This is a genomic window from Janthinobacterium lyxosi (genome assembly GCF_051380665.1).
GTDB lineage: Bacteria > Pseudomonadota > Gammaproteobacteria > Burkholderiales > Burkholderiaceae_D > Janthinobacterium.
The window spans coordinates 18,813-39,803 of the sequence record NZ_JBNYXM010000003.1; the positions used below are offsets into that span (position 1 = coordinate 18,813).

A 20,991-nucleotide genomic window follows, 5' to 3' on the forward strand; every position below is an offset into this window, starting at 1 on the left:
TTAGTGGGCGCTGGCAGCCGATGCGGCGGCAGAAGCGGCTGCGGCAGGCGCAGCAGCCTTGGCCGGCACGGCAACAGCCGGGGCACCTGGCTTGACTTTTTGCAAGCCTTCCACGATCACGCGGTCGCCTGCGGCCAGGCCGGACGTCACCAGCCAGTCGTTGCCGACCGTACCGCTGGTGGTCAGCACACGTTGTTCGACCTTGTTTTCCTTGTTCAGGATCAAGGCGGTTGCCTGGCCCTTCTGGTTGCGCGTCACGCCCACTTGCGGCACGGTAATGGCTTTCTCATCCACGCCCGTTTCCAGCTGTGCACGCACGTACATACCTGGCAGCAATTCGCCTTTCGGGTTCGGGAACAGCGCACGCAAGATCACATTGCCGGTGGTCGGATCGACCGTCACGCCAGAAAACTGCAGCTTGCCCGATTCGCTGTATTTGCTGCCGTCCGGCAGGATCAGGTCGACCTTGGCCTGGCCTTCGCCCACTTTCTTCAGCGAGCCGTCAGCCATCTGGCGTTTCAGGCGCAGCAGGTCGGTGCTCGACTGGGTCACGTCGACATACATCGGGTCAAGTTGCTGCACGGTGGTCAGCGCTTCGGCCTGGCCCGCCGTGACCAGCGCGCCGGCCGTCACGGTCGAGCGGCTGGTGCGGCCGCTGATCGGTGCCGTCACGGTGCTGTATTTCAGATTGATGTTGGCCGATTCCAGTGCCGCGGTAGCGGACTCGACGTCTGCCTTGGCTTGCTCGAACGCAGCGATAGCATCATCGTATTCCTGGCGGCTCACGCCTTCGATGGCAACCAGTTCCTTGTAGCGGGACGCTTTCGGACCGGCCGTCAGCAGGTTGGCCTTGGCTTTCGACAGCGCGGCCTTGGCTGAGTTATAGGCAGCCTGGTAGGTGGCAGAATCGATCTGGTAGAGGGCCGTGCCCGCTTTCACGTCGCTACCCTCGACAAACAGGCGCTTCTGGATCAAGCCACCGACTTGCGGGCGCACATCGGCGACCTGGTAAGCGTTCGTGCGGCCGGGCAATTCGGCGCTCATCGGCAACGCGGCCGGATTAACAGTAAACACGACCACCTGTGGCGCTTGCTGCGCGTGAGGTGCTTCCTGTTTTTTACTGCAGCCGGCCATGATTACAGTGGCGCACAGAACGGCAATAGCGCCGCTCGTACGCGGCGACGTCAAGGAAAAGGTTGGTTGCATCTTGGACTTTCTGAAAAAGAAGCTGGCTAGTGTCGTTAGAAATGACTAAATTTATTAACGCAGATCAAAGAATGAACGATCATTCTAAAATCGTCAAGCGTCGTTACAATTGAAACATAGTAACTATCAAGCGAATTAAGTTATCAATGAGGCAATAAAATGAGGGCAGCAGCTGCGGTGACACGCCAGCAAAGTTGCTCAGGAACCTGGCGGGCGGCGGCAAGACGGCAATGCGGGAAAGTTGGATTGAATGAATACTGTAGCAGGGTAATGCGTTTTTTGCTGAAGCCGTGATCGCGTGCGCAACACTGCCCGGCACGGCCAAGCCCAGCGCCATAAATATTTACCAATGGTATCGAAAAGACATGCCGCGACAGGCGCGCTAATATACTGGCCACAGCGTGGCACAGCGGGGGCGCGATGATGACAGCACAGGCGCAAGGAATGGCGCAACTCCACCCTGGCGGCGCAATTCGTGCACGCGGCAACAAAGCGCGGCGAACCGTGCGCCATGTTCCTGTTCGAGGAAGCACGCAGCAAGCTGCTGAACCGGGCCGACAACGTGGGCATGCGCCTGCAGGCGGCACTCGACACAGGCCTGCTGAGCGCACAGCAGATCGATCCGGCCGAGCTGACACCGGGCGAATTCGCCCAGGCCGTGGTCGACGCGGCGGAACGGGGCGCCCGCGTGATCGTCATCGATAGCCTGAACGGCTACATGCATGCGGTGCCCGATGAACGCTTCCAGAGCACCCACCTGCATGAACTGCTCAATTACCTGGGCCAGCGCGGCGTGGTCACCCTGCTCGTCGGCGTGCCGCAAAACAGGCTGGGCACCTGCATGACCACCTCGGCCGACGCCAGCTACCTGGCCGACAGCGTCATCATGCTGCGCTATTACGAAACGGAAGGCGAGGTGCGGCAAGCCATTTCCATCTTCAAGAAACGCGGCAGCGCGCACGAACGCAGCATCCGCCGCTTCGACATCAGCCCGCAGGGCATCCGCATCGGCCCAGCCCTGGCCGGCTTTCACGGCATCCTGTCGGGCTTGCCATAGAATTGCCATGGAGCAGCGCATCCTGATCTACGCGCCTGCCGGCCAGGATGCCGCCCTGGCCGGCACGGTATTCGCAAGCAGCGCCATCGCCAGCCACGCCTGCCGCTCTCCCGGCGAACTGGCCGAGCAGCTGGCGCTGGGCGCCGGCGGCGTCCTGACGGTGGACGAAGCGCTGCAAGCAGGCGTCTACTCCGTGCTTGACGCTTACGCCCGGCAGCAGCCGGACTGGTCCGACTTGCCCATCATCCTGCTGACGCACGCGGGGCGCGATTCCCTGCCCTTGCGGCAAGCCATTGCCGCCCTGGGCAATCTGACCCTGCTGGAACGCCCCGTGCACATATTGACCTTACTCACTTCGGCCCACGCCATGCTGCGCGCGCGCCAGCGCCAGTACCAGGTGTGCGAAACGCAGCGGCGCAAGGACGAATTCATTGCCAGCCTCGGACATGAACTGCGCAATCCGCTGGCGCCCATCAAGTCGTCCGTGGCCCTGCTCAAACACCTGTTCCCGGCATCCGAGCAGGTCGGCAAGGTGAGCGACGTAATCGAGCGCCAGGTGATGCACCTGACGCGGCTGGTGGATGACTTGCTCGACGTGGCGCGTATTACCAGCGGCAAGGTGTTGCTGCAACGCAAGGAGTTTGAGTTACGACAAGTGCTCGACCATGTCACCGAGTTGTGCCAGCCTGCGGCCAGCAAGCGGCACATCCGCATCGCCCTGGATAGGCCGCCGCATGCCGTGATGCTGTACGCCGACTATGCCAGGATGGTGCAGATCTTTGCCAATATCGTCTCGAATGCCGTGAAGTTCACGCCGGACGGCGGCCACATCCACATTACGGCACGCCGGGCGCAGGGCCAGCTGCAGGTGGCGGTCGAAGACAATGGCATCGGCATCGAGCCGGACGCCATCGCGCGCATCTTTTCCATGTTCGAACAGGGACGCACGGTGGCGGGCCAGATGACCAGCGGCCTGGGCATCGGCCTCAGCCTGGCGCGCCAATTTGCCGAAATGCACGGTGGCGGCATCGACGCCTACTGCGACGGCCCCGGCCGTGGCAGCCGCTTCATCGTCACGCTGCCGGCCAGCGCCAGCGACATCCCGGCCGCCACGCCGGCCACTGCCGGCAGCGATTCGCCCGCCAGCGCACACCAGCCGGTGCAAGTGCTGGTGGTGGACGACAACCGCGACGCGGCCGATTCCTTGCAAAGCCTGTTCCAGCTGGAGGGCTATGCCGCCAGCGTCGCGTATGGCGGCAAACAGGCGCTGGCGGCCGTTGATATGGCATGGCCACAACTGGTCGTGATGGACCTGGGTATGCCGGACATGGATGGCTATGCTGCGGCACGCCAGATACGCCTGCGTGCGCAGGGACGCGAGGTGCTGATGATCGCCCTGACGGGCTGGGGCCAGGGCGAGGCGCGCTCACGCACGGAGCAAGCCGGTTTCGAGCATCACCTGAGGAAACCGGTGGATTTCGCCGCCATCGCCGCCCTGCTCCGCGTGCACCTGGAGCAATGGGCGGGAGCCGTTACGCGAGCGCAATGACGCTTATTTCCACTTGCCGCGCAATTCCTGCACCTTTTGCTGCAGCAATTCCGGCGTAGCGGCCTCGGGCGCCACGGGCATGCCCACGGCCAGCGACAAACGCGAGCGCAAGCCGGCCTTGAAGGCGCGCTCAAACAGATGGCCATTGCGGTGACTCAACAGATGGCCCCACAAGCCGCGCAGGGCCAGCGGAATCACGGGCACCTTGCTGCGTTCGATAATCTTGGCGATGCCGCCCTTGAACTCGCTGATCTGGCCCGTACGGGTCAGCTTGCCTTCAGGGAAGATGCACACCAGTTCGCCCTGGTGCAGCGCTTGCGCGATATCGATGAAGGCCTTTTCCATCAGGAAAGGATCTTCCTTGGCCGGCGCGATGGGAATCGCCTTGGCCGTGCGGAAAATCCAGCCCATCAGCGGCATCTTGAAGATGCGGTGATCCATGACGAAACGGATAGGACGCGGGCTGGCCGCCATGATGACGATGGCGTCCACATAGCTGACGTGATTGCACACCAGCACCGCCGCGCCTTCCGTGGGGATGCGTTCGCCATCGACCACTTTCACCCTGTGCACGGTCTGGATGAGTATCCACGCCAGGAAGCGCATGAGAAATTCCGGCACCAGCGAGAAGATGTAGGCCGCCACCAGCGCATTCAAAATGGCCGTGACGAGGAACAGTTGGGGTATGGTAAAGCCTTGGTCCAGCAGCACGATGGCTACGCCGGCCGCCGCCACCATGAACAGCGCATTCAGGATATTCATGCCGGCAATCGTGCGCGAAATGTGTTTCGGGTCGCAGCGCGTCTGGATCAGGGCGAACAGGGGTACGATGAAGAAGCCGCCGAATACGCCGATCATGACGATGTCGAGCAAGATGCGCGGCACGCCCGCCTGGCTGACAAACGCCAGCGCGTCGACCACTTGCGTATTTGCATAGGCATTGCTGGCGAAATACAGGTCGATGCCGAACAGCGACAGGCCGATGGAGCCGAACGGCACCAGGCCGATCTCGATCTTGTGGCCGGACAGGCGTTCGCACAGCAGCGAACCGGTGCCGATGCCGACCGAAAACACCGTCAGCAGCAGCACGAACACGCTGTGGTCGCCATGCAGAAAATCCTTCGAATACACGGGGAACTGGGCCAGGATCAGGGCGCCGTAAAACCAGAACCAGGAATTGCCCAGCATGGCCAGGAAGACGGGACGGTTCTTGCGCGAGAAATTCAGGTTGCGGAACGATTCGGCGACAAAGTTCAAACTCACCTTCAAGTCCGGCTCGGGCGCGGGCGTGCGCGGCACGCGGTAGCTGGCGACCAGACCGAAAATGGCCACGGCAATCGTCGCGCCGGCCACCAATTCCACGCCCAGCGGCTTGTGCACGATCAAGACCGCGCCCAGGATTTCGCCCAATAAAATGCCGACAAAGGTGCCCATCTCGATCAGGCCATTGCCGCCAACCAATTCTTCAGGCTTCAGCTGCTGCGGCAGATACGCATACTTGACGGGGCCAAACAGGGTCGAATGCACGCCCATGCCCACCACGGCCGCCACCAGCAGCCACAAGGTATGCGTCATCCAGCCGGCGGCGGCCATGGCCATGATGGCCAGTTCCATCCATTTGACGAAACGGGCCAGGCCCGCCTTTTCGAACTTGTCGGCCAGTTGGCCGGCCGTGGCCGAAAACACCACGTAGGGCAGGATGAACAGGCCCGGGATCAGGTTGGTGATGGTGGACGGGTCGAGCGTGGTCCAGCTGAGCGCATCGTAGGCGAGGATCACCATCAGGGCCGTCTTGAACAGATTGTCGTTGAAGGCGCCAAAGAACTGGGTCCAGAAGAAAGGCCCGAAACGGCGCTGCGACAATAAGGAAAACTGGCTGCTTTGACTCATGGCATGGGGAACTGGCAATTAAGGAATTGCTAAAATACAGCACTATCTTGCGCACGACAATCTGAATGTCGTCATCTTGCTTGGCGTCAATACGGAAAACAGCATGCCACGTCATGCTCGCCTTGCCGCCGCACGCGCTTCCTGACACTTGCCCTGACACAACAGAAATCGCTTGTTTCTTAATAATAAGGTAATGTGCGCATACTGCTGGCACCCCTGCCCGCCCCTCCCGGAAAGCTGCTCCCATGTCTGGAATGACATCATTGACCATCCTGGCCTTGCTGGTCACCGCCTTCGTGCTGGTGCTGCAGCACCGCAGGAAAGTAGCGGATCTGGAGTTGCTGACGGCGCGCCTGCGCAAGGAAGTCGACGGCATCCAGCAGCGTCTGCGCGCGCTGGAAGGCCAGGGCGAAGCGCCGGCTGCCGCGCCCGCCGTGGAGAGTGCAGCGCCAGTACCTGTGCCGGCGTCTGTTCGTATTTCCGCGCCTGCACCGCTGCCGGTGCCGCCAGCCGCTCCGGTGCCGCAAGCGGCAGTGATCGAGCCGGTCGAACTGGCAAAAGTCGCGCCATCGGCACCACCTCTCCCAGCCAGGACTGCACCTGCCGCCCCCAACACCCCCTCCTGGATCGCGCACCCGGATGGCCTCGTTGCCAAGGCGAAGAACTGGTTATTTACCGGCAACCTGGTCGCCAAGCTGGGCTTGCTGATCCTGTTCCTCGGCGTCAGCTTCCTGCTCAAGTACGTGTCGGCCCAGGTCACGGTGCCCATCGAGCTGCGCCTGGCCGGCATCGTGCTGGCCGATATTGCCCTGCTGGCCTGGGCCTGGCGCATCCGAATCAAACGTCCCGGCATCAGCTTGCCACTGCAGGGCACGGCGCTGGCGATATTGATGCTGGTGACGTTTGGCGCCTTCCGCCTGTATGAACTGATCCCGGCCGGCCTGGCGTTTGCCGTACTGTTCGTGCTGACGGCGTTCACGTGTTTGCTGGCCGTGCTGCAAAACGCCGTCTGGCTGGCTGTCTTCGGCATCGTCGGCGGCTTTGCCGTGCCCTTGCTCGTGTCGACGGGCAGCGGCAACCATATTGGCCTGTTCAGCTATTACGCGCTGCTCAATGCGGGCGTCTTCGCCATCGCCCTGAAACGCGCCTGGCGCGTCTTGAATGTGCTGAGCTTTGGCTTCACCTTCGTCGTCGCCACCATCTGGGGCCTGCTGCGCTACACGCCCGAGCACTACCTGTCGACGCAGCTGTTTTTGATCCTGTTCGTGCTGTTCTATATCGGCATCGCGATTGCCTACTGCGCGCGCCAGGCGCCGCGCCTCAAGCATTACGTGGATGGCACCCTCGTCTTCGGCACGCCGCTGGCGGCCATGGGCTTGCAATACGGCCTGGTCCGGCACTTTCACTTCGGCCTGGCGTTTTCCGCGCTGGTTGCCGGCCTGTGCTACACAGGACTGGCCGTGGCGCTGTGGCGCAGGAACAGCTTCCGCCTGCTGGCCGAAGCCTTCCTGGCGCTGGGCATCGTCTTCGGCACGCTGGCCATCCCGTTCGCCCTCGATGGCCGCTGGACGTCCGCCGCCTGGGCGCTGGAAGGTGCCGGCATCGTCTGGGTCGGCTTGCGCCAGCGCCAGACGCTGGCCTGGGCCTTCGGCTTGCTGGTGCAGGGAGCCGCCTGGCTTGCCTTCCTTGGTGCCATGCAGGAACTCGATACGGCAGCAGCCCTGCACGCCAACATCTGGCTCGGCTGCGCGCTGCTGGCCGCTGCCGCGCTGGTGATGGCCTTCAATTTCCGCCGCCACGGCAGCCACTTGTACCCGGAATTCTTGAGCAGCCTGTCCGTGCTATTCCTGACCGCCGCCACGGCCTGGCTGCTGGGCGGCATCTGGAGCGAAATCCTGCTGCGCACGGATGCCGCCACGCAACTCAACCTGCTGACCGTCAGCGCCCTGGGCGTGGCCGCCCTGCTGGCGGCGCTGGCGCGGCGCGAACAATGGCATGCGCCGCGCGCCCTGCTGCTGGCCGTGCAGGTGCTGGCCGGCATGATATTGTTGAGCCGCGCCAGCTGGGCCTGGGACCAGCACCCGGTCAGCCTGTTCGGCGGCTCCTTCCTCAGCGCCCTGCTGCTGGGCGCCGCCGCCTTTGCCAGCGCCCGCTTCCTTGCGTTGCGCGCGCGCGGCGGCGACGAGCTGCTGGCCCTGGTAGCGCGCCCGCTGCTGGTCTGGAGCGGCCTGCTGTGGTTTGCCGCCATCCTCGTGCCGCTCGCCAGCTGGCTGCTGCGCCTGATCGACGGCGACCTATCCATGCAAGCGCACGCGGGCGTGCACTGGCTGGCGCTGTACCTGATTGCCGTGTGCGTCACGACACCCGTGTTCGCCCTCCTGGCGCGGCGCCTGGGCTGGCCGCAACTGCGCTGGTTCAGCGTGGCCGCCTGGCTCGGCCTGGGCTTGTGGAGCGCCAACCTGCTGCTGGCGCTGTATGTGCGCGATTACCTGCCGACGGGCTTGAGCTGGCTGGCCCTGGCCTGTGCCCTGGCGGCCGGCGAATACTTGCTGCGAGCCTGGCCGCAAGCGGGCTGGCAACTCGACGTGCGGGCGCTGCGTTTCTTGCATACGCTGCGCACGGCCGCGCCATGGCTGATGCTGTGGCCAGTGGGCGCCATGCATGTCAACGCCTGGCTGGCTGGCCATGAAGGCAGCGTCAGCCCCGCCTGGGCCCGCTACTTGCCGGCCTGGAGCATGATGCTGGCGCTGGCCTGGCTGATCCGCCGCTGCAGAACAGGGGCCTGGCCGGTGGCGCCGATTGCCGCGTGGTACCAGCGCACCCTGATACCGCTGGGCGCGCTATGGTCGCTGCTGCTGCTTGCCGCGTGGAACATTTTCGACGATGGCGCCATGGCGCCACTGCCCTACTTGCCGTTGCTCAATCCGCTGGACTTGAGCACGGGCTTTGCCATCTTGCTGGCCATTGCCAGCTACCGCTTGCTGCCAGCAGGCCACTTGCCCCTGCCCGCCGTGTGGCAGGCGCGCTTGCCTGTCGTGGCCGCGTGCTTCCTGTATGGCTGGTTCAACCTGATGCTGCTGCGCACGGTCTCGCATTATGTCGGGGTGCCGTATACCTTCGACGCCATGCTGGCCTCGCAGTTCGTGCAAGCGATGCTGTCGTTGGTCTGGAGCATCACGGCCCTGCTGCTGATGCGCCACGCGGCCCGCCACCAGCGCCGCCAGCAATGGAGCATGGGCGCCGTGCTGCTGGGGCTGGTTGTCTTGAAACTGTTCCTGATCGATTTGTCGAACGTGGGCGGCATCGAACGTATCGTCTCTTTTGTCGGTGTCGGCTTGCTGATGGTCTTGATCGGCTACCTGGCGCCCTTCCCCAAGGCTGCCGCGCCAGCGCCAGCCGAACCGCAAACGGGAGCAGCATGAAAACCACACTCATGTTCGGCATCGTGTTGATGGCAGGCGCAGCGCTGGCCGCGCCGTCCCAGGACAGGCCGCAGGACTATCGCTGGAGCATCGCGCTGACGCCGCAACCTGGCGCCGGCCTGAGCCGCATAAGCATCCCCACCGACGTGTACCTGCATGCGCGCTCGGCCAGCCTGGCCGACGTGCGCCTGTTCGACCGTACTGGCAAACCGCTGGCCTTCGCCCTGACGGCCCCGCCCGCGCAATCGCGCACGCAGCGTGACACGCTTACCATGCGCATCTTTCCCGTCACCGGCAGACACATCGGCTACTACGAACTGGACAACGTGGATATCCGCACCGGCAATGACGGCCGCCTGTTATCGGTCACGGCACTTGGCGGCAGTACGCCCGATGCGGCGCCGGGCTTGCAAGGGCTGATCCTCGATGCGGGCCCGCCCGCCAAGGATAGCCGCATCGGCTCCCTGCGTTTTACCTTGCCGCCAGGAACCGACAACTACAATGCGCAAGTGCTGCTGGAAGTGAGCGACGACCTGAAACAATGGGATGCGATCGCCACTACCAGCCTGAACTGGCTGCGCAACAGCGACACGCAAACCCTGGCCAACGACCGCATCGAATTTGCGCCGCGTGCCTTCCGCTATGCTCGGCTGAGCTGGCAATATGGCGAACCCATCACTTTCGCCGGCATCACCGCGCAGCAGGTCAGTGTCACCGCCGTCGCCGCGCCACGCGCCACCATCGCGTTGAAAGGGACGGCGGGCAAGAGCGTCGATGAGCGCCTGTATGCCACGCCGATCGCCATTCCCGCCGACAGCATCGGCTTGCAGCTGTCTGAGGGCAACACGTCCATGCCAGTCACCCTGGGCGTGTATCACCCGGCAAGCGCGGCGCCGCGCCAGCGCCTGCACCTGGGCCCGCAAGCGCGCGCGACGCAGGCCGCCGAGTTCGAACCACTGCTCAACACGACCTTCTACCGCATCAGCATGGATGGCAAGGAACGCGTCTCCGGCGACCTGGCCATGCCTGTCGTGCAAACGGCGCAATGGGTGCTGCGGCCGCAATACCACAGCGGCACGAACCCGCACCTCGACTCCATATTGCGCCTGGGGTGGACGCCGGCCAACCTGGTGTTCCTAGCCAGCGGCAAGGGGCCGTATCAACTGGTCTTCGGCAGGAATGGCGCGACGCCGGCAGCGCTGCCGCTGGTGCAGGTCGCGCCCGGTTTCACGCAGGAGGAATTGCTGGCGTTGCCTGTTGCCACGGCAGCCAAGGTTGTGGCACTGACCAGCGAGGCCCCTGTCGAGAAGACGCCGGACGGCGCAGGCTTGCGCCTGGCAGCGCTGTGGGGCGCGCTTCTGCTGGGCGTGGCCATGCTGGGCTTTTTCGCCTGGCGTTTGCTATCGCAGATGAAAGAGGAACAAGGCAGTACTGACAAGCAGGAACATTAGCCGCTTGGCCACGATATCGCTGCCTCACTGCCTTAGCAGCGCCTTGAACGTCTGCGGCATCCACGGCCGCGCCGCCAGCATGAAGCTGATGGCCAGGCGCTCGACACCAGGCAAGCGCGCGTCTTCCTGGTGCTGCTGCGAAAACTCCACCGCCACTTGCTTCAAGCGCTCCAGCAAGGCTGCCGTGGATTTTTTCGACAACATCACGTTCACCAGGCGCAACAATTCCGTCTCGCCATCGAACTGCGAATTCAAATAGTCACCATAGGCTTCCTTTTTGAAATACGTGTGGATGGGACCGTTCGGTATCCACGCAAACGTGCGCGCCACCAGCAGTTTGACCCGGTTATTCGGCAGCAGTTCCAGAAAACCGATCTTGTCGAGGCGCAGCAGGTACTTCACGGCTTGCGCTTCGCTGATATCGTAAATGGCGACGATCTGTTCCAGCGGCAACAGGTTCAGGGCGGACACGGCCACCACGAACAGCCGGGTGTCTTCAATGATTTCCTTTTCCTGCGCATACGTCAGCCCCGTGATCAGGGTGGGTGCGGCATGCGCCGCCTGCACGGCCAGCGCCAGCTGCTGGAAATCGCTGCCGATGGCCACCAGGATCTGGTCCAGCCGCTGCAGGGTAAATTGCTTCTGCGAAAACATCCGCTTGACGCTGGCTTCGGACACGCCGATGCGCTGGGCCAGTTCGGCATACGTGACGGCGCGCGCTTTCAACAGGCGTTTCAAGGCTTCGATCAAGGCGTGGGTTTGCGGCATGCACTTCCTTTATAAAAATAGCATCGGTACTGGCGGCAAAAAAGTAGCGCAATACGCTACCTGCGGTATGCCTGCCCGCTACGAGTAGCGTTTTCATTGACCAATTGCCCACAGTCTACAATGATGGCGTTGCCACTTGGCACACTTGAAGGAGAAACACATGAAACGCCTGCAGCCCCTCTGCCTGTCCCTGTCGCTGTTGACGCTCTCCGTGGCCGCTCCCGGCCTGGTCCACGCCGCTGCCTCGGAGAACCTGTCGAAAGGCTCGCAAAACCTCAGCCAGGGTTCCGCCGTCGTCGTCGCAGGTTCCATGTCGATGCTGGTTGCGTCCGGCCAGGTGGTCGTCGCCAGCGTGGAAACGGTGGGCGAAGGCATCGTCATCGTCTTGAAAGGCGCATCCGAAGCGGGCGGCGCATCCATCCAGATGAGCGCGCAAGCGGCCAAGGGCCTGTCGCTGGCCGCCGGCACGGTGGTCAATGTGGTGGCGCTGTCCACCGGCCACATGCTGGTCATGTCCGGCAAGGCCATCGCCTTCATCCCGAACGAACTGGGCAAGGCGCTGCTGCACCACTCCAAAGTGTAATGCACCCATCAGGAAGAACAGGATCTCCATGAAACACATATTCGCCATTACCCTGTTGTGCGCCGCCAGCCTGACGGCCCAGGCCGCCAACTCCGATACCACCAACGCTTCCGACAACGCCAGCATGGCCTCGGCCATCGTGCTGGTCGGCTCCATGTCGGTACTGGCCGCCGCCGGTGAAATCGTCATCGACAAGGTGGAAGATGTGGCCGACGGCAGCGTCCTCGTGCTCAAAAGCGCGGCCAAAGGCGCGTCCCCCGCCGCCACGGCTTCCGTCAAGCTGAGCCAGAAAGCCGCGCAAGGCCTGTCGCTGGCGGCCGGCACTGTCGTCAACGTCGTCGCCGTCTCGACGGGCCACATGCTGGTGCTGTCGGGCAAGGCCATCGCCTATGTGCCGAACGCGGCCGGCAATGCCATCCTCCACCATTCGAAAGCGTGAACCCATGAAACGCCTGACTGCCATTATCATCAGCCTGGCCCTGGCCGGTGCCGCCCATGCGGGGCGCTCGTGCGAGGAAAAGCAAACGGATGCCACCACGCTCGTCAAATCGATGGACCTGGCGCAAAAGACCTTGCAGGCGCTCGATACCTCGGGCGCGCAAGTGGCGCTGGTGGCGCGCGCCGGCCAGGACCTGTCGAAGTACAATTTGCGCTATTCGCACATGGCGCTGGCCTGGCGCGACCACCCGAAAGGGCGCTGGCTGGTGGTGCATGAACTCAATGAATGCGGCACGTCGCAATCGTCGCTGTACAACGAAGGCTTGGGCAATTTCTTCATGGATGATGTGTTCATGTATGAAACCCTGATCCTGATTCCCGGCCAGGATACGCAGCAGCAACTGGTGCGCCTGCTGACGTCGAGCACGCCCAAGCGCCTGCATGAGGCGCACTACAATATGCTGGCCTACCCGTTCTCCACCAAGTACCAGAACTCGAACCAGTGGGTTCTGGAAACCCTGGCCGCCGCCAGCAACGAGCCTGGCAAGATCGAAACGCGCGCCGAAGCGCAAGGCTGGCTGCGCAGCGCCAGCTATGCGCCGCAAACGCTCAGCATACCCGCCGCCACGCGCCTGGGCGCACGCATGTTCCGTGCCAATATCGCTTTTGACGATCACCCGTTCGAGCGCCGCATGACGCGCCAGATCGACGTCGTCACCGTCGACTCCATCGTGCGCTTCATGCGCCAGCGCGAACCGAAGGCGCAGGAAATCGTCGTGCGAGGAAATTAGTCCGTAGCCAGCCCGGACAAGACCAATGCCGGCGCCTGCGCCAGCGGCGCCGCGCTGCACAGGACGATGGCCAGCTCGGCATGCGCGATCGTCACACAAACGGCGGCATCCATGCCCAGCTTGTAGCGCGCCTCCGCTTCGCTCCAGCGCTGGTAGAACTGCGCCAGCCGCGCATCCTCAGGCAAGCCTTGCAGCTCGGCGAGCACAGCAGCGCCAAACGCCTGGCGCGCCAGCGCCAGCACGTCGCGCCGCGGGTCGCGCAGCTCAATATCGAGCCCCAGCCGCGTAGTATCGCTCAGCGCGCAGGCGACCCAGTGGCCGCTGTGCGAAATGCTGAAATGCGCACCCTCGACGGGCGACAGCAGCAGCGGCGCCTGGCCGGAGCGCTCTTCCAGCTCGATGGATTCCGGCGCCACTTCCAGCATTTCCCCCATGGCTGCGCGCAGCAAGGCGCGCCCCAGCAGGAACTGGCGCCGTCGTAACGGCCGCACAAAGCGCGCGTAGCGGGCCGCTTCCGCTGGCCCGAGCCACGTTTCATACTGAGTCAACCGCGCGAGGTCAATGCTGCGGGAATCGAGCAGCCAGATGCTGGCGCCGGTGCTGGGCAGGGCTGAGGACATGAAAGCGAATCGATAGATAAAGGCGCAGTCTGCCATAAATCGCCGGCGACGGCCTGGCAAAAAAACTGGCAGTGCGGTTTCCCGTCGCTGCCAGTTTGATGACCGCCTTGCTGGCGCTTGCGCGCCGCCGGTCTGCCCTGCTGCTTACTTACCTGCTTTCAACTTCACGAACTCGCCCTTCAAGGCCACGCCCGTCATCATCGTGCCTTCATGGCACTCAAATTCCGTGGCGCTGGAATGTTCGACATTCTTGTAGTTGCTGACGATATTGACGACCGCATCGGCGCCCACCGACTGCGCGCGCTTTTGCAGCGCCAGCATGGCCGACAGGAAAGCCCAGTTGCATGACGTTTCCGCCGACTTGCCGACGCCATTGGTCTTCTGGCTGGTCTTGTCGCTGCTGATGCGCGTGGCAATCGGCGGTGTCGGCTGGTCGCCAAAGAAGAACTGCACGCTATCGCCAAGGCGGGCCTGGGCATCGTTGGCGGACATCGCATTAGCGATCGACATCATGTGTTTGGTATCGCCTGCCTGTGCCGGCAAGACAACTGTCAGCGTTGCACTCATTGCCGCCAGGATCATCATTTTTTTCATGCTGTTTTCCTCGATAAGATAGGGATGGTACAAAAAGAAGCGCCTCCGCCGTTTGCGCCAGCACAAGCGGGCTTCACGGCCGGTAACGCTTGAAAATCAGCGACGTGTTGATGCCGCCAAAGGCAAAATTGTTCGACATCACGTACTCGCATTCGATCGCCCTGCCTTCGCCGGCGATGTAATCGAGCGGTGCGCATTGCGAGTCGATCTGCTGCAGATTGATGGTGGGCGCAAACCAGCCTTCGCGCATCATCTCGATACTGATCCACGCTTCCAGCGCGCCGCAGGCACCCAGGGTGTGGCCCATGTAGCTTTTCAGCGAACTGATAGGGGTACGGTCGCCAAACACTTCAAACGTGGCTTGCGACTCGGCGATATCGCCCTGCTGCGTGCCGGTGCCGTGCGCATTGATGTAGCCGATATCGGACGGCTGCAAGCCGGCGTCGGCCAGCGCCAGCAGCATCGCCTGGCGCATGGTGACGGCGTTCGGCTGGGTCACGTGGCAGCCATCGCTGTTCGTGCCGAAGCCCACCAGTTCCGCATGAATGGCGGCGCCGCGCGCCTGCGCATGCTCGAATTCTTCGAGTATCAGGCAACCGGCGCCCTCGCCGATCACCAGGCCATCGCGGCTGGCGTCGAAAGGACGCGGCGTCGTATGGCCTTCGTCGTTGCGCGTGCTGGTGGCAAACAGGGTGTCGAAGACGGCCGCTTCGGTAGCGCACAGCTCCTCGGCGCCTCCGGCGATCATCGCCAGCTGCTTGCCGCCGGCGATCGCCTCGTAGGCATAGCCGATGCCCTGGCTGCCCGAGGTGCAGGCGCTCGAGGTGGTTATGACTCTTCCCGTGACGCCAAAGAACACGCCAATGTTGACGGGCGCCGTATGCGCCATCATCTTGATGTAGGTGGTGGCGTTGATGCCCTTGGTGGTGCGCTCTTCCATCATGCGGCCAAAGTCGCCGATGGCGCTGGGCGTGCCGGCCGACGAGCCGAAGGAGATGCCCATGTCGCCGCTCTTGAGCAGTGGATGCCCGGACAGGCCAGCGTGTTCCAACGCCAGTTCGCTGGCGCGCGTGGCCATCAGCGCGATGCGTCCCATGCTGCGCACGGCCTTGCGGTTGTAGCGGTCCGTCAGCGCGAACGGCGCGGCCGGTGCGCCCAGCTGCGTATTCAGGCCTTCGTAATCGGCCCATTCGTTCATGCGCACGACGGCGTTGCGGTACTCGCCCAGGCGCTGGCGGATGGCCGGCCAGTCATTGCCGATCGGGCTGATGCCGGCCATGCCGGTCACGACTACCCGGCGGCTCATGCCATGCCTCCATTCACGGAAATGACCTGGCGCGTGATGTAGCCCGCTTCCTCGCCAACGAGGAAACTCACGGCGGCTGCCACCTCTTCCGGCGTGCCGACTCTGCGCGCGGGAATCATCTTCAGCGCTTCGTCGAGCGGCACCTCGCTGATCATGTCCGTCTCGATCAGGCCCGGCGCCACGCAGTTCACGGTGATGGCGCGCTTGGCCAGTTCCAGCGCCAGCGCCTTGGTGGCGCCGATGATGCCGGCCTTGGCCGCGCTGTAATTGACTTGCCCCCGGTTGCCGATCAGGCCCGAGACGGAGGCCATGGTGACGATGCGCCCCGGTTTGCGGCGCTGTACCATCGGCATCACCAGCGGGTTCAGCACATTGTAGAAACCATCGAGATTGGTCTGCAGGACGATGTCCCAGTCCTCGCCCGACATGGCGGGAAACGCATTGTCGCGCGCCACGCCAGCGTTGCACACGACGCCGTAATAGCAGCCATGTTCGGCGATGTCCGCTTCCAGCGCGGCGGCTGCTGCGGCACGGTCGCCGATATCGAATTGCAGCACGCGTGCCGCGCGTCCCAGCGCCTGCACCTGCTGCGCCACCGCGTCGGCTTCGCCGCGCGCGCTGCGGCAATGCAGCACCACGTCAAAACCGTCGCGCGCCAGGCGCAAGGCGATGGCCTTGCCGATGCCGCGCGACGACCCCGTCACCAATACACTTTTACTCATGCTGCGCTCCATTCATACTCTCCTGCAGAAATTGCTTTGCATCCTCGGGCTGGAATACCGTAATCGTCGCCTGCGCCAGCACGGCGCCCGCCATCTCGATACGGCACTCGAACGCGCCCAGTCCATTCTCGCCCTGCAAGGCCTGCTGCACATGCACTTGCAGCATGCTGCCGTCCACAAACAGAGGCACTTGCGCTTCGTAGCGCCGCGCGCCCAGCAAAAAACCGATCTTCACGGGCGAGCCGGCCTGGTGCGACAGGTAGCCCGCATGCGCGGCAATCGCCTGCGCCATGTATTCGATGCCGACCCAGCTACCCACGCCGGCCGACGTCGCGTCATAAAACACGCTGCCGGCATGGATGGCCACTTCGGCGCACAGGTTTTCCGCATCGGCCGACAACACCCGGTCGAGCAGTACCATGGCGCCGGAATGGGGCACCAGCTCGCGGATAGTTGGAAAACTCATGCTCCCCTCCCGAACAGCAGGGCGGCGTTCGAGCCGCCGAAGGCGAACGAATTGCTCAGCGCCCAGTCGAGCGGACGCCCCAGCCGCGCGCCGGGCAAGGCCAGGCGCAGCGGCGGCAGGGACGCATCTGGCACACCATCCCACAGGTGCGGCGGCAGCAGGCCCTCGGCGTTATCGTCCTGCATCGCCAGCCAGCACAGCGCGGCCTCGATGGCCGCTGCCGCGCCCAGCGCGTGGCCTGTCAACGGCTTGGTGGAACTGCTCATCGCCGTGACGCCGAACAGGTCGCACACCACGCGCGCTTCCATCGCATCGTTTTGCGGCGTGGCCGTGCCATGCAGGTTCACATAGTCGACTTGCGATGCCGTGATGCCCGCGCGCGCCAGTGCCTGGGCGATGGCCAGCCGCGCGCCGCCGCCGTCGGGGTCGGGCGCCGACATGTGGTAGCCATCGGATGATTCGCCCCAGCCGCGCAAGGCGACAGTGGCCGGTTGCGCCGTCATCAGGAACAGGGCCGCGCCCTCGCCGATATTGATGCCGTCGCGGCTCGCGCCCAACGGATTGCAGCGCCGCGCACTGACAGACGCCAACGCGGAAAAACCGGCCACGGTAAAGCCGCACAGGGTATCGACGCCGCCCGTCAGCACGGCGTCGCACAGGCCCATGCGGATCAGGCGCGCCGCGCTGGCCATCGCCTTGGCGCTCGACGAACAGGCGCTCGAATGCACGAGGGCCGGGCCGTCGATGCCCAGTTCATCGGCCAGCATCAGGGCCGGCGACGCCATCTCCTGCTGCCCGTAGTGGAAGGCATCCGGCAAGCCATCTCCGGCCACATGCTGGCCGATCGCGCCTTCCGTCTCGGCAATGCCCGAAGTGCTGGTGCCGATCACCACGGCCACGCGGTCCGCGCCGTAGCGGGAGATGGCCTGCTCCACGGCAGGGCGGATCTGCGCCAGCGCCGCCAGCGCCATCCGGTTATTTCGGCTGCGCGCGGCGATGCCGTGCTGCGCCACCGATGGCAAGGGCGCATCGACCACGCCCAGCGGCAGCATGCGCCCCGGTGTGTAGGTATCGACGGGCACCACGCCGCTGTGCGCTGCGAACAGGCGCGCGCGCACTTCTGCACGGCTGGCGCCCAGCGCGCAGATGATGCCGCAGTCATTCAGATACACAGTCAAGCCATTCATTCAGCTTCCTTCCGGGGCGTTCTGTATCGTCAGGCGATAGCGGTAGCGCAGGTTGTCGAGCACCACCGTGCCGCTCCAGCGCGGCATGCCGCTGTAGTCGATCACCGTCACCGCCTCGTCATGCAGGAACAGGGTGCGGCGCAAGCCGCTGTCTTCGATGCGCCAGCCAGCCGGCAGGGCTTGTGCGATCGCCTCGCGCGGCCACAGGGTCAGCTGCATGTCTTCCAGCACGTCCTCGGCGCGCACCTGCGCCGGCAGCATCAGGTGGCGCCACGAGGTCATGTCCTTGCCGTCGTAATGCAGCGACAGCACGCGCTGGCCGAACGCCAGTCCCACCAGATCGAGATGCGACGGCTCCACTTCCAGCGCCGCATCGAGTTCGTCGATGCGCCCCGCCCGTTCGACGACCAGGTGCTGCTGCACGCTGACCGTGGCGCCCAGCGCCTGCGGCGCCAGCTTCAGCCCCAGGCGCGCGGGCGCCGAAGGCGGCGTGCTGGCGCAGCCGGCAAGTGCCAGCAGTAATGCTGGCGCCCATCGTTGAGAATGCAAAAACATCAGACTTCTCCTGCGGCATCGGCCGCGCTACGATGGTCGGCTTCGGCAAAGCATGGCGACAGCAGCCACACCAGCGCCGTGCCGATCAGCATGGTCAGGCCAAACGCCTGCAATGCCGCCGTCTTGCTCAGGGCCAGCAAGCCGAAAGACAGAATGGTATTCGCCGCCGACAGGCCCACGGCCAGCCACGGCGTGTTATTGCGGCGGTCCGGATGCTCCTGCATGAAGATGCCGTAATCGACGCCGACGCCCAGCAGCAGCATCAGCGCCAACACGTGGAACAGCTGCAGCGGCATGCCCAGGTAGCCCAGCAAGGCCAGGGCCGTCACGCTGGCCAGCGCCGTGGGTGCCAGCACGCGCCAGGTACGACGCCGGTAACGGGGCAGCAGCAAGCCGAAAACCACCAGGTAGGCGCCCAGCACCACGGCGCCCATATAGACGCGGTAGCGCCCCAGCACCGAGGAGATTTCACTCACCTTATCGACCCACTGCACGCCGGGCACGCCCTCGCCCGCCTGCGCCAGCAGCGGGATGGCCGCGTACTGCATGCCGCGCAAGGCGACGATGGAGGCATAGCCGCCTTCCACCTTGCCCAGCCACAGATGGCGCCATGGCTCGCTGGCCGGCACCTGCAGGAAAGCGTCGATGGACAGCGGCGCGCCCGCCTGCGCCAGTTGCGCGCGCACCTTGCCAACCCACTCGGGACCTTCATCGACCGACTGCGCCAGCAGGTCGAGCGCGGCGCCCGGTTGCAGGATGGCCGTGTCGAGCAGCGCGCGGCGCGCCGCCTGCGTCTGCAGCGACGGCACCCAGTTCGACATGGCCTGATAGCCGCTGATGTGCTTTTGCGCGATCAGCGGCAGCAGGCGCTGTTTCAACACTTCCTCGCGCTGCAGCACGGCTTCCGCGCTATCGCCGCGCACCAGGTAAAACTGCACCGGCGTGGGCCCATCGAGCAATTTGCTCAATTTGATCTGGTCGCGTATCAGATGCGCGGGCGGCGTTTGCAGCAAGCGGATATCGTCGTTGACACCCAGGCGGCTGATGCCGACGAGCGCAAACAGCGCAAACAGCACGCCACAGATCAAGGTGGCGCGGTTGGCCCGCAACAGGGGCCAGCGCGCGCGCGCCGCGCCATACTGCCTGACCAGCGCGCCGCTCTTCAAGGTGCCACCGCCAATCAGCGCGGGGAACCAGCACACCACCGTCAGCCAGGCAAACACCAGACCCAGGGCGGAAAACACGGCCATGTGGCGCAAGCCGGGGAATGGCGTCAGCGCCAGGCCCATGTAGCCGATGACGGCGGCCAGCAGGGTCAGGCACAGGCCCGGCAGCAGGCGGCGCAGCAAGGTGCGCGAATCGAGCGCCGGATCGGCGCCCAGGCGGTTGCAGAGAAAATAAATGCCGTAGTCCTGCGCCACGCCGATCAGGCTGGCGCCAAAGACCAAGGTCATCAGGTGTATTTTGCCAAACAGCAGCCAGCACACGGACAGGGAACCCAGGCAGCCGATGCCGATCGACAGCAGGATCAGCGAGATTGGTTTGAACGAGCGGAAGGTGAACCACGTCAGCAGGATGATGCCGGCCAGGGATCCCAGGCCGATGGTCGACATTTCGCCCGCCGCCTGGCTGCTGGCGGCCGCCGCATGCAGGATCACGCCGGCGCTGATGATTTCCACGCCGGGCACAGCCTGCCGCGCCGCCGCCTCGGCTTGCGCCAGCACGGGCAGCACGCTTTCCTGCGCGCCCAGCGAAAAGGCGGGCAGGCTCAGGGTCATCGGCAGCAGCACATACTGGCGCTCGCCGTCGGCGACGAACAAATGGCCGTCGCGCGGACGCACGGGCGTTTCCTGTGCGCGTTCCTGCACCCAGCCGCCGAACAGGCCGAACGGATCGTCCTGCCAGGCGCCCAGTTTCGGCCCGCCGAAAGGACTGTAGAGCTGACTGAGCGCAGAGTCGCGCCAGAACGCGGGCGCTTCCTGGCGCAGCTGCGTTTCCTGCGGCGCCGTCAGCAAGGTCAATCGATGCTGCTGGAACAGCGCCAGCCAGTCGTTCTGCGTCTGCTCGTCGAGCGGCGTGGACTGGAACAGGCCCGCATGGCGCGCCAGCACGGCGCCGTAGGCATCGGCCGCTTTTTTGGCCTCGGTCCAGTCGGGCGCGCCGACCAGCACCACCACGCGCTGCTGCGCCGCGTCGACCATGTGCGTAAATGACGCCTGCAGCACCGGATCGCGCTCCTGCACCGGCAGCAAGGCGAGAATGTCGGTTTCAGGCGCGATGCGCTTGCCCAGCCACAGATAGGCGTTATGCGCCAGCAGCAGCGCCACCACCAGCGCCCAGGCGATGGCAAGCAGGCGCCCGGCGTTGCGGCCGCGCTTTGTCAGGG

Annotated in this window: 18 protein-coding genes; 7 read left to right on the top strand and 11 right to left on the bottom strand. The window is 64.4% G+C overall.

Going from position 1 to position 20,991, the window contains the following annotated elements:
- Complete coding sequence (locus ACQ4WP_RS03455; protein ID WP_436518694.1) at positions 1-1,206, bottom strand: efflux RND transporter periplasmic adaptor subunit; 1,206 nt, start codon at positions 1,204-1,206, stop codon at positions 1-3.
- A gap of 460 nt (positions 1,207-1,666) precedes the next feature.
- On the opposite strand from ACQ4WP_RS03455, the gene ACQ4WP_RS03460 reads away from it, so the two are divergent.
- Entirely contained in the window at positions 1,667-2,263 is a 597-nt protein-coding gene (locus tag ACQ4WP_RS03460) for an ATPase domain-containing protein (protein WP_436518897.1), read from the top strand.
- A 7-nt stretch (positions 2,264-2,270) separates the two neighbouring features.
- Positions 2,271-3,812 carry a hybrid sensor histidine kinase/response regulator gene (locus tag ACQ4WP_RS03465; protein ID WP_436518695.1) on the top strand — a complete coding sequence of 514 codons (1,542 nt, stop codon included), beginning with the start codon at positions 2,271-2,273 and terminating at the stop codon, positions 3,810-3,812.
- 3 nt (positions 3,813-3,815) lie between these two features.
- On the opposite strand, the gene ACQ4WP_RS03470 is transcribed toward ACQ4WP_RS03465, so the two are convergent.
- Positions 3,816-5,702 carry an MFS transporter gene (locus ACQ4WP_RS03470; RefSeq protein WP_436518696.1) on the bottom strand — a complete coding sequence of 629 codons (1,887 nt, stop codon included), beginning with the start codon at positions 5,700-5,702 and terminating at the stop codon, positions 3,816-3,818.
- A gap of 254 nt (positions 5,703-5,956) precedes the next feature.
- Here ACQ4WP_RS03470 and ACQ4WP_RS03475 point away from each other — a divergent pair, with 254 nt between their 5' ends.
- Positions 5,957-9,124, top strand: coding sequence for a DUF2339 domain-containing protein (locus tag ACQ4WP_RS03475; protein ID WP_436518697.1), 3,168 nt, complete (start codon positions 5,957-5,959; stop codon positions 9,122-9,124).
- On the top strand, positions 9,121-10,575 hold the full coding sequence (locus ACQ4WP_RS03480; protein WP_436518698.1) for a DUF3999 family protein: 1,455 nt from the start codon (positions 9,121-9,123) through the stop codon (positions 10,573-10,575). Before ACQ4WP_RS03475 ends, ACQ4WP_RS03480 begins: the two co-directional genes overlap by 4 nt.
- 24 nt (positions 10,576-10,599) lie before the next feature.
- Here the strand turns inward: ACQ4WP_RS03480 and ACQ4WP_RS03485 are convergent, their stop codons facing one another.
- Positions 10,600-11,343, bottom strand: a complete 744-nt coding sequence (locus tag ACQ4WP_RS03485) for a helix-turn-helix domain-containing protein (protein ID WP_436518699.1) — start codon at positions 11,341-11,343, stop codon at positions 10,600-10,602.
- A gap of 160 nt (positions 11,344-11,503) precedes the next feature.
- Between ACQ4WP_RS03485 and ACQ4WP_RS03490 the strand changes: the two genes are divergently transcribed.
- From ACQ4WP_RS03490 to ACQ4WP_RS03500, 3 genes are read left to right on the top strand one after another with little or no spacing between them, the layout of a single operon-like run.
- Positions 11,504-11,926: a hypothetical protein gene (locus ACQ4WP_RS03490; protein WP_436518700.1), complete on the top strand. Its 423-nt coding sequence runs from the start codon at positions 11,504-11,506 to the stop codon at positions 11,924-11,926.
- Positions 11,927-11,954: 28 nt separating this feature from the next.
- Positions 11,955-12,365, top strand: a complete 411-nt coding sequence (locus ACQ4WP_RS03495; protein ID WP_436518701.1) for a hypothetical protein — start codon at positions 11,955-11,957, stop codon at positions 12,363-12,365.
- A 4-nt stretch (positions 12,366-12,369) separates the two neighbouring features.
- Positions 12,370-13,155 (top strand): DUF2145 domain-containing protein, encoded by a 786-nt coding sequence (locus tag ACQ4WP_RS03500; RefSeq protein ID WP_436518702.1) that lies wholly within the window; start codon positions 12,370-12,372, stop codon positions 13,153-13,155.
- On the opposite strand, the gene ACQ4WP_RS03505 is transcribed toward ACQ4WP_RS03500, so the two are convergent.
- From ACQ4WP_RS03505 to ACQ4WP_RS03540, 8 genes are all read right to left on the bottom strand, one after another.
- A complete protein-coding gene (locus tag ACQ4WP_RS03505; protein WP_436518703.1) occupies positions 13,152-13,775 on the bottom strand; it encodes a 4'-phosphopantetheinyl transferase family protein in 624 nt (207 codons plus the stop codon). The genes ACQ4WP_RS03500 and ACQ4WP_RS03505 overlap by 4 nt on opposite strands.
- A gap of 144 nt (positions 13,776-13,919) precedes the next feature.
- Entirely contained in the window at positions 13,920-14,369 is a 450-nt protein-coding gene (locus ACQ4WP_RS03510) for an excinuclease ATPase subunit (protein ID WP_436518704.1), read from the bottom strand.
- A 73-nt stretch (positions 14,370-14,442) separates the two neighbouring features.
- A complete protein-coding gene (locus ACQ4WP_RS03515; protein ID WP_436518705.1) occupies positions 14,443-15,675 on the bottom strand; it encodes a beta-ketoacyl-ACP synthase in 1,233 nt (410 codons plus the stop codon).
- Entirely contained in the window at positions 15,672-16,397 is a 726-nt protein-coding gene (gene fabG, locus ACQ4WP_RS03520; protein ID WP_436503391.1) for a 3-oxoacyl-ACP reductase FabG, read from the bottom strand. Before fabG ends, ACQ4WP_RS03515 begins: the two co-directional genes overlap by 4 nt.
- Positions 16,390-16,863 carry a hotdog family protein gene (locus ACQ4WP_RS03525; protein ID WP_436518706.1) on the bottom strand — a complete coding sequence of 158 codons (474 nt, stop codon included), beginning with the start codon at positions 16,861-16,863 and terminating at the stop codon, positions 16,390-16,392. The genes fabG and ACQ4WP_RS03525 overlap by 8 nt, the downstream gene beginning before the upstream one ends.
- Positions 16,860-18,050 (bottom strand): beta-ketoacyl-ACP synthase, encoded by a 1,191-nt coding sequence (locus ACQ4WP_RS03530; protein ID WP_436518707.1) that lies wholly within the window; start codon positions 18,048-18,050, stop codon positions 16,860-16,862. Before ACQ4WP_RS03530 ends, ACQ4WP_RS03525 begins: the two co-directional genes overlap by 4 nt.
- Positions 18,051-18,605 carry a DUF3261 domain-containing protein gene (locus ACQ4WP_RS03535; protein ID WP_436518708.1) on the bottom strand — a complete coding sequence of 185 codons (555 nt, stop codon included), beginning with the start codon at positions 18,603-18,605 and terminating at the stop codon, positions 18,051-18,053. It lies immediately after the preceding gene.
- Positions 18,605-20,989, bottom strand: coding sequence for an MMPL family transporter (locus ACQ4WP_RS03540; protein ID WP_436518898.1), 2,385 nt, complete (start codon positions 20,987-20,989; stop codon positions 18,605-18,607). Before ACQ4WP_RS03540 ends, ACQ4WP_RS03535 begins: the two co-directional genes overlap by 1 nt.
- Positions 20,990-20,991 lie beyond the last annotated feature (2 nt).